Raw genomic sequence first — 11900 nt, 5'->3', positions numbered from 1 at the left:
TGATGTACGCTCCAGGGGATTCCCTGCGTCGCCGCCTTGATGCAACTCGAAATTCATTGGGTATAAGTTGATAAATAAAAAAACCCCGGAGCAAGCCCCAGGGTTTTCAATTAAAACATGGTCATCAGATGACGATAACTTATTTGTCGCCTAACTGCTCTGACATGTTGCCCGGGTTCGGCGTACGCGGCTCTTCAGCCGGACGCGGTGCATTCGGGGTGCCATTGTTGCCAGAGTTGTTAGATGAACCAGACTCTTCCCAACCCGCTGGCGGGCGCACATCGCGGCGAGCCATTAGATCATCAATCTGCGGTGCATCGATGGTCTCATATTTCATGAGCGCATCTTTCATCGAGTGCAGAATGTCCAGGTTATCGTTCAGCAGACGGCGAGCACGGTCATAGTTGCGCTCAATCAGTGATTTCACTTCCTGATCGATAATACGCGCGGTTTCATCGGACATATGTTTTGCTTTCGCAACAGAACGACCGAGGAACACTTCGCCTTCTTCTTCCGCGTACAGCAACGGCCCCAGTTTGTCAGAGAAGCCCCACTGAGTGACCATGTTACGCGCCAGATTCGTCGCGACTTTAATGTCGTTGGACGCACCGGTAGAAACATGTTCAGCACCGTAGATGATCTCTTCCGCCAGGCGACCGCCGTACAGCGTGGAGATCTGACTTTCCAGTTTCTGACGGCTGGCGCTAATTGCGTCGCCTTCAGGCAGGAAGAAGGTGACACCCAGCGCACGACCGCGCGGAATAATCGTCACTTTGTGCACCGGATCGTGCTCCGGCACCAGGCGACCGATGATTGCATGGCCAGCTTCGTGATACGCGGTAGATTCTTTCTGCGCTTCCGTCATCACCATGGAGCGACGTTCCGCACCCATCATGATTTTGTCTTTCGCTTTCTCGAACTCAACCATCGATACAACACGCTTGTTACCACGCGCTGCAAACAGTGCCGCTTCGTTCACCAGGTTCGCAAGGTCCGCACCGGAGAAACCAGGCGTACCACGAGCAATGATTGCCGCATCGATATCCGGAGACAGCGGTACGCGACGCATATGCACTTTCAGAATCTGTTCACGACCGCGAACGTCTGGCAGCCCCACCACAACCTGACGGTCAAAACGGCCTGGGCGCAGCAGCGCAGGGTCAAGAACATCCGGACGGTTAGTTGCCGCGATAACGATAATACCTTCGTTACCTTCGAAGCCGTCCATCTCAACCAGCATCTGGTTCAGCGTCTGTTCACGTTCATCGTGACCGCCACCCAGACCAGCGCCACGCTGGCGACCTACGGCGTCGATTTCATCGATGAAGATGATACACGGTGCCGCTTTCTTGGCTTGTTCGAACATGTCACGCACACGAGATGCGCCCACACCAACGAACATTTCCACGAAATCAGAACCGGAAATTGTGAAGAATGGAACCTTCGCTTCACCCGCGATGGCTTTTGCCAGCAGGGTTTTACCTGTACCCGGAGGACCAACCATCAGGACGCCTTTCGGGATCTTACCGCCCAGCTTCTGGAAACGGCTCGGTTCGCGCAGGTATTCAACCAGTTCAGCGACCTCTTCTTTCGCTTCGTCACAACCCGCGACATCAGCAAAAGTGGTTTTGATCTGATCTTCGGTCAACATGCGCGCTTTGCTCTTACCGAACGACATGGCACCTTTGCCACCACCGCCCTGCATTTGACGCATAAAGAAGATCCAGACACCAATCAGCAGCAGCATTGGGAACCAGGAAATGAAGATAGAAGCCAGCAGGCTCGGCTCTTCAGGCGGCTCACCAACAACCTTGACGTTTTTGGTCAGCAGGTTATCAAGCAGCTTCGGATCGTTAACCGGAATGTAGGTCGTGTAACGGTTACTATCTTTCTTGGTAACGTTAATCTCACGTCCGTTGATACGCGCTTCACGAACCTGGTCCTGATTGACCTCTTGCAGGAAGGTAGAGTAATCAACCTTACGGCCATTAGACTCGCTGGGCCCAAAGCTCTGGAATACTGACATCAGCACAACGGCAATGACCAGCCAGAGTATTAGGTTTTTCGCCATGTCACTCAAGGGATTAACCTCATATTACAACTGTGTTAAAAACAGCGTCAGGATACTCTATATCCAGTGTCTTTCAAACTTTCGTTTGAAATCTACCGGTTATGGTTTACGCCCGGTCGCTACAATGTACACTTCACGCGAACGGGCGCGAGAAGAGTCCGGCTTACGAACTTTGACCTTCGTAAACAGGGAGCGAATCTCTCTTAGATACTCATCGAAGCCTTCGCCCTGGAACACCTTCACTACAAAACTACCACCTGGCGCTAATACATCACGAGCCATTCCAAGTGCCAGTTCAACCAGATACATGGCCCGGGGAATATCCACCGCCGGTGTTCCACACATATTTGGCGCCATATCAGACATGACAACTTGTACTTTACTGTCACCTACACGCTCAAGTAACGCTTTCAGGACTAATTCATCACGAAAGTCGCCCTGAAGGAAGTCCACACCAACGATTGGATCCATAGGTAAAAGATCGCAAGCGATAATGCGGCCGCTGTTTCCGATCTGCGTAACCGCATATTGCGACCAGCCACCGGGTGCAGCGCCGAGGTCAACAATCGTCATCCCCGGTTTAAAAATTTTGTCACTTTGCTGTATTTCATCAAGTTTAAACCAGGCACGGGAACGTAACCCCTTTTTCTGTGCCTGTTGAACATATTTATCGCTAAAGTGTTCCTGAAGCCAGCGACTCGAGCTGGCAGAACGCTTTTTACCTGTCATTTCACTTTCCCATCGGGCAGTTCATCGTAACCAATGGTGTAAATATCTACACAGCTATTTGGCGATATATGGGAGATGGCGGTAGAATGACCCGTTTTCAATCCCAACGTAAGCAAAAATATACGATGAATCTGAGTACTAAACAAAAACAGCACCTGAAAGGTCTGGCACATCCGCTCAAGCCTGTAGTTATGCTTGGCAATAATGGTTTGACCGAAGGGGTACTGGCCGAGATTGAACAAGCGTTAGAGCACCATGAGCTTATCAAGGTGAAAATCGCCTCGGAAGATCGCGATACTAAAACCTTGATCGTGGAAGCTATCGTACGCGAAACCGGCGCCTGCAATGTACAGGTCATCGGCAAAACGCTGGTACTGTATCGCCCGACTAAAGAACGTAAAATCTCGCTGCCACGCTAAGAATATCCCAAAGTTGAACACGAAGTTTGTGTAAAACGCGGGAATTTCCGCTAGCAGGAGAGCAAAATGCCACGCTCTCTTCGTTGATAAAAGGCCGCTATGCGGCCTTTTTCCTTTCTTTACAATACATCAACATCTTGAGTATTGGGAAATTCTTACAGGTATTCGACCTTCGTCACTTCATACTCAACTTCGCCGCCCGGCGTTTTGATAACCACCACGTCATCCTGCTCTTTACCAATCAGGCCACGAGCAATAGGTGAGTTCACCGAAATCAGGTTTTGTTTAAAATCGGCCTCATCATCGCCCACAATGCGCCAGGTCTGCTCTTCATCGTTATCAAGATTCAGAACGGTAACCGTCGCACCGAACACAACGCGGCCGTTATTTGGCATTTTAGTGACGTCAATAACCTGCGCGTTAGACAGTTTGGCTTCGATATCTTTAATGCGACCCTCGCAGAATCCCTGCTGTTCACGCGCCGCGTGATACTCTGCGTTCTCTTTCAGGTCACCGTGTTCACGCGCTTCCGCGATCGCGGCAATAATTTCAGGGCGACGCACAGATTTAAGAAAATCCAGTTCTTCGCGCAGTTTTTCAGCACCACGTAAGGTCATCGGGATAGCTTGCATTTGTTATACCTCTTGAACATTCCTGTAGGGGGTGGTTGTCCTCACCCCGGCTGCTAAGCCCACCCTGGCATACGCCATGCCAGAGTCAGAAGCAAAAAAATACCGACCCGGGGCACGAGGTCCCAGGTCAGCTACAATTCTCCATTTGATGTTCATTTTACCCTGGAGTTCCCTATGGGTCATCGTTTACTTTTTGGGGCGTTGCGCCGTAGTATGACGGCCTGTTTCCAGGTTGTTAGCGCGAGATTATGCGATTTTCCAGATTTACTATTGGATTGACTGCCAGTATAGCGTTCAGCGTTCAGGCTGCGAACGTCGACGAGTATATCAATCAGCTCCCTGCCGGGGCCAACCTCGCCCTTATGGTACAGAAGGTTGGCGCTCCTGCTCCTGCTATTGATTTTCATAGCCAGCAGATGGCACTCCCCGCCAGTACCCAGAAAGTGATCACCGCGCTGGCGGCATTGATTCAGCTCGGGCCGGACTTTCGTTTTACCACCACGCTTGAGACGAAAGGCAACGTGGAAGGCGGAGTATTAAAAGGTGACTTAGTAGCGCGATTTGGTGCCGATCCGACGTTAAAACGTCAGGATATCCGCAATATGGTGGCAACCCTGAAAAAATCAGGCGTGACGCAAATTGCCGGAAATGTTCTGATCGACACCTCTATTTTCGCCAGTCATGATAAAGCCCCTGGCTGGCCCTGGAACGACATGACGCAGTGTTTTAGCGCACCGCCCGCAGCAGCCATTGTCGATCGTAACTGTTTCTCTGTTTCACTCTACAGCGCGCAAAAACCTAACGATCTCGCGTTTATCCGCGTGGCATCTTATTACCCGGTCACCATGTTCAGCCAGGTGCGTACTCTCGCTCGAGGCTCTGCGGAAGCGCAATATTGTGAACTGGATGTGGTTCCCGGCGATCTCAACCGCTTTACATTGACCGGATGCCTGCCCCAACGTGCCGATCCGCTGCCGCTGGCGTTCGCCATTCAGGACGGAGCCAGCTATGCCGGGGCGATTATCAAAGATGAGCTAAAACAAGCAGGTATCACCTACAGCGGTACGCTGCTGCGCCAGACGCTGGTCAACGAGCCGGGAACGGTGGTCGCCAGTAAGCAGTCGGCGCCACTGCATGACCTGCTTAAGATTATGCTGAAAAAATCGGACAACATGATTGCCGACACCGTTTTTCGCATGATTGGCCATGCGCGATTTAACGTACCGGGCACCTGGCGGGCAGGTTCAGATGCCGTACGTCAGATCCTGCGTCAGCAGGCGGGCGTCGATATTGGCAACACGATTATTGCCGACGGCTCTGGTCTCTCTCGCCATAACCTGATTGCCCCCGCCACCATGATGCAGGTGCTGCAATACATCGCGCAGCATGACAATGAGCTGAACTTTATCACCATGCTACCGCTGGCTGGCCACGATGGCTCCCTGCAATACCGTGCAGGCCTGCATCAGGCTGGTGTTGATGGTAAGGTTTCAGCGAAAACAGGCTCACTTCAAGGGGTGTACAACCTCGCGGGGTTCATCACCACCGCCAGCGGGCAACGCATGGCGTTCGTGCAGTATCTGTCTGGCTATGCGGTAGAGCCTGCAGACCAGCGCAACCGACGTATTCCACTGGTGCGCTTCGAGAGTCGGCTGTACAAAGATATATATCAAAATAACTGAGTATGTTTGCCGGATGGCGGCGCAAACGCGCCTTATCCGGCCTACAGCGCGTCCTGGAAACAAAAACCCCGGCAACATGGCCGGGGTTTTTATTGGGATTAACGCTTGTAAATGAACTCAACGCCTTCTTCGTCGTCTTCGTCCCAATCATCATCCCAGTCATCTTCCGCTTCGTCTTCGACTTCAGCGAGCTGCTGGCGGTGATAATCATCCCACATGAACTCAACTTTCTCCGGCTGTTTCGCTTCTTCAGCCTGAACGATTGGGTTCTCAATGATAAAGGTCATCACATCCCAGCAAAGATCCTTCACACCCAGCTGGCTGGCGGCAGAGATCAGGTAATATTTACCTTCCCAGCCCAGCGCTTCGGCGATCGCTTTCGCTTTCTCTTCCGCTTCAGCCTTGTCCATCAAATCAATTTTGTTGAACACTAACCAGCGCGGTTTAGATGCCAGATCCTGACTGTATTTTTCCAGTTCGCCAATAATGATACGGGCGTTTTCTACCGGATCGGAACCGTCAATCGGATCGATATCGATGAGGTGCAGCAACACGCGGCAACGCTCCAGGTGCTTCAGGAAGCGGATACCCAGGCCTGCGCCTTCAGCCGCGCCTTCAATCAGACCCGGGATATCAGCAACCACGAAGCTCTTCTCGTTGTCCATACGCACAACGCCGAGGCTCGGTACCAGCGTGGTGAACGGATAATCCGCCACTTTCGGTTTCGCCGCAGACACTGCACGGATAAACGTCGATTTACCGGCGTTTGGCATACCCAGCATACCCACGTCTGCCAGCAGCATCAGCTCCAGCATCAGGTCACGCTTATCGCCAGGTGTACCCATCGTTTTCTGACGCGGGGTACGGTTGACCGACGATTTAAAACGGGTGTTACCCAGGCCGTGCCAGCCGCCTTTAGCGACCATCAGACGCTGACCGTGTTTGGTCATGTCGCCCATGGTTTCGCCCGTGCCCTGATCGATAACACGCGTACCGACAGGCACTTTAATCGTGACATCTTTACCACGCTTACCGGTGCAATCACGGCTCGCGCCATTCTGACCACGTTCCGCACGGAATGATTTTTCAAAACGGTAATCGATCAGCGTGTTCAGGTTTTCGTCGGCTTCCAGCCAGACGTCACCGCCATCACCACCGTCACCACCGTCCGGACCGCCTTTTGGGATGTATTTTTCGCGGCGGAAGCTGACACAACCGTTACCGCCATCGCCTGCAACGACCAGAATCGATGCTTCATCAACAAACTTCATTTTACTCTCCGTAAATCATTCGCCTGAGCGGGGTTGCGAAACCACCGTTTCATGCTTACGTAAACCGCCCCAAATTCGATGACCAATGGCGGAATACATCGCGCCCGCAACCACGATAAACGCACCGAGATAACCTAAAAGGTTTAGCATCGGTCTGGCGAAGAAATCGGGCCAGGCCAGTGATAATAAATCTGAAAATAACAACGTAAACAGCGGCGTGAGCGTAATTATGGCGCTCACCTGCGCCGCCTGCCAGCGAGCCATTGCTTCCGCAAGGGCACCGTATCCTACCAGCGTATTCAGGCCGCAGAACACGAGGCATGCCAGCTGCCAGTCGCTGAGTTGCGCTATTACACCGGGTTTAGCCAGCGGCAACAACGCTATCGTACATAAAGTGTACAGCAAAAACAGGATCTGCGGTGATGCCAGGCGGCGCAATAACACCTTTTGCGCGACCCCATAACACACCCAAACCGTCGCGGCACCGACACCAAAGATCACACCCCAGGTGTAATCGGTCAGCCGGGTAAAAATTTCGATCAGACTGGTATTAAAAAACAGGACCAGCCCGCTCAGAAGCATAATAGCGCCAATAATCTGCGTGCCGCGCATCTTCTCCTTCAGGATAAAGACGCTGGCGATCATCATGCCAACCGGTGACAGTTGACCGATAACCTGCGAAGCCGTTGGGCTCAAATATTGCAAGGATGAACTAAACAGAATGAAGTTACCGAACAGCCCACCGGTAGCGATAGCCAGCAGTACCAGCCAACGCGCTTTGCGAAAAATACGCAATGGAGGGAGCTTTTTTTTAACCGCAAGAATAGCGCCAAGGCCAATACTTGCCATTAAAAAACGGTAAAACACCACGGTAGGAGGCTCCATCACCTCCAGCACTTGCTTCATTGCTATTGGCAAGGCCCCCCAACATACTGCCGTTGTGAGTGCTAACAGAATACCAATGCCTGCCTGCTGCTTCATGCCGTATTCCCTGCAAGGGCTCGTTTCCGGGTTGTCACGCGCGACGAGCGTATTTACCGGCCGTCGAATGTAAAAAGCCCCGCAACGTGTTGCGGGGCTTTTATCCGTTACCGGGACGCGAAAAACTTATTCAGCAACGATGCTGATGAATTTACGGTTTTTCGGGCCTTTCACTTCAAATTTCACTTTACCGTCTGCTTTAGCAAACAGAGTGTGGTCTTTGCCGCAACCAACGTTGGAGCCAGCGTGGAATTTAGTACCACGTTGACGAACGATGATGCTACCAGCCAGAACTGTTTCACCGCCGAAGCGTTTTACGCCCAGACGTTTAGCTTCTGAATCGCGACCGTTACGAGTCGAGCCGCCAGCCTTTTTATGTGCCATTTAATCTGCTCCCCTTAACTTAAGCGCTGATGCCAGTGATTTTCACATCAGTGAACCACTGACGATGGCCCTGCTGCTTACGGTAGTGTTTACGACGACGAAACTTAACAATTTTAACTTTCTCGCCACGACCGTGAGCAACGACTTCAGCTTTGATAACGCCGCCATCAACGAAAGGAACGCCGATTTTGACTTCTTCACCGTTTGCGATCATCAGAACTTCAGCGAACTCAACAGATTCGCCAGTTGCGATGTCCAGCTTTTCCAGGCGAACGGTCTGACCTTCGCTTACTCGGTGTTGTTTACCACCACTTTGGAAAACCGCGTACATAAAAAACTCCGCTTCCGCGCACACCTTTTTGATGATTCAGAGTGCGCTATAAATATTCACAATAGGGCGCGAATATTACGCAAAACGCGAGCCTTTGACAAGTGCTACCGTCAATACATGAAGAAAAAAAACACAACGTGTACCGTAACGTTTATCTGCGGCGTTTTTTCAGTACAATCAGCATATATTTCTAACCCTAAACCCGACGTTACCTTCTCAAATAGTGAGGTAATCGGGGCGAGAAGCCCGGCTTTTGCGATGAATTTAGAAAAAATCAATGAGTTAACCGCGCAAGATATGGCGGGGGTCAATGCGACAATCCTTGAACAGCTCAATTCCGACGTCCAGTTGATCAATCAATTGGGGTACTACATCGTGAGCGGCGGCGGAAAACGCATTCGTCCAATGATCGCTGTACTCGCGGCGCGCGCTGTTGGTTATCAGGAAAATGCCCACGTCACGATCGCTGCCTTAATCGAGTTTATCCACACCGCGACCCTGCTTCATGACGATGTAGTGGATGAATCCGATATGCGCCGTGGGAAAGCCACGGCGAATGCAGCCTTTGGTAATGCGGCCAGCGTTCTGGTCGGCGATTTTATCTATACCCGCGCCTTTCAGATGATGACCAGCCTCGGTTCGCTGAAAGTGCTGGAAGTGATGTCTAAAGCGGTCAACGTTATTGCTGAAGGCGAAGTCCTGCAGTTAATGAACGTCAATGACCCGGATATCACCGAAGAAAACTATATGCGTGTTATCTACAGCAAGACGGCTCGTCTGTTTGAAGCCGCGGCCCAATGTTCAGGTATCCTTGCAGGTTGTAGCGATGAGCAAGAGAAAGGCCTGCAGGATTATGGCCGTTACCTTGGCACCGCTTTCCAGCTTATCGACGATTTACTGGATTACAGCGCAGATGGCGAGCAGTTGGGTAAAAACGTCGGGGATGACCTCAACGAAGGTAAACCTACGCTACCACTGCTGCATGCGATGCGCCACGGTACTCCTGAGCAGGCGCAAATGATTCGCCAGGCGATTGAGCAAGGTAATGGTCGCCACCTTCTGGAGCCGGTTCTGGAAGCAATGAACGCTTGCGGTTCACTGGAATGGACCCGTCAACGTGCAGAAGAAGAAGCCGATAAAGCCATCGCGGCGCTTCAGGTACTTCCAGATACTCCGTGGAAAGAAGCCCTGATTGGCCTGGCGCATATCGCCGTACAGCGCGACCGTTAATTTCCCTCGTCTCGCTTCCCAGCATCCCGTGCAGCACACGGGATGTTCTTATAAGCTCTAAAAAATCACAAAAACAATCAAACAACATGTATGCCCTTGGCATATTCTGAATATGCAAGCACTTTATGAGAACATTTTAGAACATTCGTTCTCGAGGCGTATAGTAACTCCACAGGCTGATTGTGAAACCGTAACTGGTTAACCAAAGGAGATGTGGAACTATGGAAAGCAAATTCATTGACTGGCATCCGGCTGACATCATCGCGGGGCTACGTAAGAAAGGCACGTCAATGGCCGCTGAGTCACGTAAGAATGGCTTGAGTTCATCAACGCTGGCAAATGCGTTAACCCGGCCATGGCCGAAAGGTGAATTGATTATCGCGAGAGCACTGGGAACAGACCCGTGGGTAATTTGGCCGTCACGCTACCATGACACCAGGACGCATGAATTCATCGACAGAACGCGGATGATGAGAGTACGGAAAGAAAAAAAGCGTCTTGAGTAGTGGTGAAACAGCAACCCCCGGATCAACGATCCTGGGGGTTACAACACGCGTAGGCGATTACTCGCCTTTAATGCGCTCTATGTTTGCGCCCAGCGCACGCAATTTATCCTCGATGCGCTCATAGCCGCGATCGATGTGATAAATACGGTCAACAACCGTTGTGCCTTCAGCGATACATCCCGCTAACACCAAACTTGCTGACGCGCGCAGATCGGTCGCCATTACCTGTGCACCGGAGAGCGTTTCAACGCCGTGACAAATCACAGTATTGCTTTCGATTTCCGCGTGAGCCCCCATACGGCTCAGTTCAGGCACGTGCATAAAGCGGTTCTCAAACACGGTTTCCGTAATGAAGCCTGTCCCTTCTGCCACCAGGTTCAACAGCGTGAACTGGGCCTGCATGTCGGTCGGGAAAGCCGGATGTGGCGCAGTGCGCACATTAACCGCTTTAGGGCGTTTGCCGTGCATGTCGAGGCTAATCCAGTCTTCACCGACTTCGATATCCGCACCGGCATCACGCAGCTTCGCCAGAACAGCATCCAGTGTGTCTGGTTGCGCATTACGGCAGATAATTTTGCCGCGAGAAATCGCCGCCGCCACCAGGAACGTCCCGGTTTCAATACGATCAGGCAGAACGCGATACACACCGCCACCGAGGCGTTCAACGCCTTCAATGGTGATACGGTCGGTACCCTGCCCTGTGATCTTCGCACCCAGCGCAATCAGGAAATTCGCGGTATCCACAATTTCCGGCTCACGTGCGGCGTTTTCGATGATGGTCGTGCCTTCGGCAAGCGTTGCCGCGCACATGATAGTGACCGTCGCACCGACGCTTACTTTGTCCATCACGATGTGCGCGCCTTTCAGGCGGCCATCAACGGACGCCTTCACATAGCCTTCTTCCAGCTTGATGGTGGCACCTAACTGCTCCAGACCGGTAATGTGCAGGTCAACCGGGCGCGCGCCGATAGTACAGCCGCCCGGCAGAGAAACCTGACCCTGACCAAAACGCGCAACCAGCGGCCCCAATGCCCAGATAGATGCACGCATGGTTTTCACCAGATCGTACGGTGCACAGAAGACGTTAACGTCACGCGCATCAATGTGCACAGACCCATTACGCTCTACTTTCGCCCCCAACTGGCTCAGCAGTTTCATGGAGGTATCTACGTCCTTCAGTTTTGGGACGTTTTGAATTTCTACAGGTTCTTCAGCCAGCAGCGCCGCAAACAGGATCGGCAGTGCGGCATTTTTAGCGCCTGAAATTGTGACTTCGCCCTGGAGCTTGGTTGGCCCCTGAACACGGAATTTATCCATTATTCTGTTCTCTGTTAAGAATTCATCTTCGCTACCGGCATATCACCCGTAGCTCAAAAACCGTTAAGTTTGCGATCGCGCGCCCATTCCGCTGGGGTAAACGCTTTAATTGACACAGCATGAATGCGGTTATCCGCAATATACTCCATCAATGGGCCATAGACCGATTGCTGCTTCTTTACCCGGCTCATGCCGTCAAACATCTCACCCACGGCAATAACCTGAAAGTGACTGCCGTCACCAGAAACGTGGACTTCCTGGAGGGAGAGTGCGTTCATCAGCACGCTCTGAATTTCATTATTTTCCATGGGCTCTTCATTCGTCAGATAGTGAAAACAGCCCAACAT

13 protein-coding genes are annotated in these 11900 nt (G+C 51.9%); 4 read left to right on the top strand and 9 right to left on the bottom strand.

Going from position 1 to position 11900, the window contains the following annotated elements:
• Nucleotides 1-139: 139 nt before the first annotated feature.
• A complete protein-coding gene (gene ftsH / locus HV041_RS22980) occupies nt 140-2071 on the bottom strand; it encodes an ATP-dependent zinc metalloprotease FtsH (protein WP_115642787.1) in 1932 nt (643 codons plus the stop codon).
• 99 nt (nt 2072-2170) lie between these two features.
• Nucleotides 2171-2800, bottom strand: a complete 630-nt coding sequence (gene rlmE, locus HV041_RS22975) for a 23S rRNA (uridine(2552)-2'-O)-methyltransferase RlmE (RefSeq protein WP_004106110.1) — start codon at nt 2798-2800, stop codon at nt 2171-2173.
• A 125-nt stretch (nt 2801-2925) separates the two neighbouring features.
• On the opposite strand from rlmE, the gene yhbY reads away from it, so the two are divergent.
• Nucleotides 2926-3219 carry a ribosome assembly RNA-binding protein YhbY gene (gene yhbY / locus HV041_RS22970; RefSeq protein WP_003025016.1) on the top strand — a complete coding sequence of 98 codons (294 nt, stop codon included), beginning with the start codon at nt 2926-2928 and terminating at the stop codon, nt 3217-3219.
• A gap of 155 nt (nt 3220-3374) precedes the next feature.
• Here the strand turns inward: yhbY and greA are convergent, their stop codons facing one another.
• A complete protein-coding gene (gene greA / locus HV041_RS22965) occupies nt 3375-3851 on the bottom strand; it encodes a transcription elongation factor GreA (protein ID WP_003025019.1) in 477 nt (158 codons plus the stop codon).
• Nucleotides 3852-4099: 248 nt separating this feature from the next.
• Between greA and dacB the strand changes: the two genes are divergently transcribed.
• Nucleotides 4100-5533, top strand: coding sequence for a serine-type D-Ala-D-Ala carboxypeptidase (gene dacB, locus HV041_RS22960; RefSeq protein WP_101741912.1), 1434 nt, complete (start codon nt 4100-4102; stop codon nt 5531-5533).
• A 98-nt stretch (nt 5534-5631) separates the two neighbouring features.
• Here dacB and cgtA read toward each other — a convergent pair whose 3' ends face one another.
• The 4 genes from cgtA to rplU all read right to left on the bottom strand — a co-directional run bounded on the left by cgtA (nt 5632) and on the right by rplU (nt 8500).
• A complete protein-coding gene (cgtA, locus tag HV041_RS22955) occupies nt 5632-6804 on the bottom strand; it encodes an Obg family GTPase CgtA (RefSeq protein ID WP_003828732.1) in 1173 nt (390 codons plus the stop codon).
• A 15-nt stretch (nt 6805-6819) separates the two neighbouring features.
• On the bottom strand, nt 6820-7785 hold the full coding sequence (locus tag HV041_RS22950) for a DMT family transporter (RefSeq protein WP_048213413.1): 966 nt from the start codon (nt 7783-7785) through the stop codon (nt 6820-6822).
• 126 nt (nt 7786-7911) lie between these two features.
• Nucleotides 7912-8169, bottom strand: coding sequence for a 50S ribosomal protein L27 (gene rpmA / locus HV041_RS22945; protein WP_003025030.1), 258 nt, complete (start codon nt 8167-8169; stop codon nt 7912-7914).
• A 19-nt stretch (nt 8170-8188) separates the two neighbouring features.
• The gene (gene rplU / locus HV041_RS22940; protein WP_003025032.1) at nt 8189-8500 is read right to left on the bottom strand and encodes a 50S ribosomal protein L21; all 312 of its coding nucleotides are present in this window, start codon (nt 8498-8500) and stop codon (nt 8189-8191) included.
• Between the two features lie 258 nt (nt 8501-8758).
• Between rplU and ispB the strand changes: the two genes are divergently transcribed.
• Nucleotides 8759-9730 carry an octaprenyl diphosphate synthase gene (gene ispB / locus HV041_RS22935; protein WP_048213414.1) on the top strand — a complete coding sequence of 324 codons (972 nt, stop codon included), beginning with the start codon at nt 8759-8761 and terminating at the stop codon, nt 9728-9730.
• Nucleotides 9731-9951: 221 nt separating this feature from the next.
• The gene (sfsB, locus tag HV041_RS22930) at nt 9952-10236 is read left to right on the top strand and encodes a DNA-binding transcriptional regulator SfsB (RefSeq protein ID WP_048213415.1); all 285 of its coding nucleotides are present in this window, start codon (nt 9952-9954) and stop codon (nt 10234-10236) included.
• Nucleotides 10237-10293: 57 nt separating this feature from the next.
• Here sfsB and murA read toward each other — a convergent pair whose 3' ends face one another.
• Both murA and ibaG read right to left on the bottom strand, forming a co-directional pair.
• Entirely contained in the window at nt 10294-11553 is a 1260-nt protein-coding gene (murA, locus tag HV041_RS22925) for a UDP-N-acetylglucosamine 1-carboxyvinyltransferase (protein ID WP_048213416.1), read from the bottom strand.
• Nucleotides 11554-11606: 53 nt separating this feature from the next.
• Complete coding sequence (gene ibaG, locus HV041_RS22920; RefSeq protein ID WP_005121314.1) at nt 11607-11861, bottom strand: BolA family iron metabolism protein IbaG; 255 nt, start codon at nt 11859-11861, stop codon at nt 11607-11609.
• Nucleotides 11862-11900: the final 39 nt, after the last annotated feature.

Origin of the sequence: Citrobacter sp. RHBSTW-00029 (assembly GCF_014104295.1) — a bacterium.
Lineage (GTDB): Bacteria > Pseudomonadota > Gammaproteobacteria > Enterobacterales > Enterobacteriaceae > Citrobacter > Citrobacter youngae.
The sequence above is the reverse complement of the archived record's forward strand: the minus strand, read 5'-3'. Positions and strand labels throughout refer to the sequence as shown.

Excerpts from the sequence above, each read along its gene's own strand:
- ftsH (WP_115642787.1), bottom strand. The coding sequence starts at position 2,071 with ATGGCGAAAAACCTAATACTCTGGCTGGTCATTGCCGTTGTGCTGATG.
- rlmE (WP_004106110.1), bottom strand. The coding sequence starts at position 2,800 with ATGACAGGTAAAAAGCGTTCTGCCAGCTCGAGTCGCTGGCTTCAGGAA.
- yhbY (WP_003025016.1), top strand. The coding sequence starts at position 2,926 with ATGAATCTGAGTACTAAACAAAAACAGCACCTGAAAGGTCTGGCACAT.
- greA (WP_003025019.1), bottom strand. The coding sequence starts at position 3,851 with ATGCAAGCTATCCCGATGACCTTACGTGGTGCTGAAAAACTGCGCGAA.
- dacB (WP_101741912.1), top strand. The coding sequence starts at position 4,100 with ATGCGATTTTCCAGATTTACTATTGGATTGACTGCCAGTATAGCGTTC.
- cgtA (WP_003828732.1), bottom strand. The coding sequence starts at position 6,804 with ATGAAGTTTGTTGATGAAGCATCGATTCTGGTCGTTGCAGGCGATGGC.
- HV041_RS22950 (WP_048213413.1), bottom strand. The coding sequence starts at position 7,785 with ATGAAGCAGCAGGCAGGCATTGGTATTCTGTTAGCACTCACAACGGCA.
- rpmA (WP_003025030.1), bottom strand. The coding sequence starts at position 8,169 with ATGGCACATAAAAAGGCTGGCGGCTCGACTCGTAACGGTCGCGATTCA.
- rplU (WP_003025032.1), bottom strand. The coding sequence starts at position 8,500 with ATGTACGCGGTTTTCCAAAGTGGTGGTAAACAACACCGAGTAAGCGAA.
- ispB (WP_048213414.1), top strand. The coding sequence starts at position 8,759 with ATGAATTTAGAAAAAATCAATGAGTTAACCGCGCAAGATATGGCGGGG.
- sfsB (WP_048213415.1), top strand. The coding sequence starts at position 9,952 with ATGGAAAGCAAATTCATTGACTGGCATCCGGCTGACATCATCGCGGGG.
- murA (WP_048213416.1), bottom strand. The coding sequence starts at position 11,553 with ATGGATAAATTCCGTGTTCAGGGGCCAACCAAGCTCCAGGGCGAAGTC.
- ibaG (WP_005121314.1), bottom strand. The coding sequence starts at position 11,861 with ATGGAAAATAATGAAATTCAGAGCGTGCTGATGAACGCACTCTCCCTC.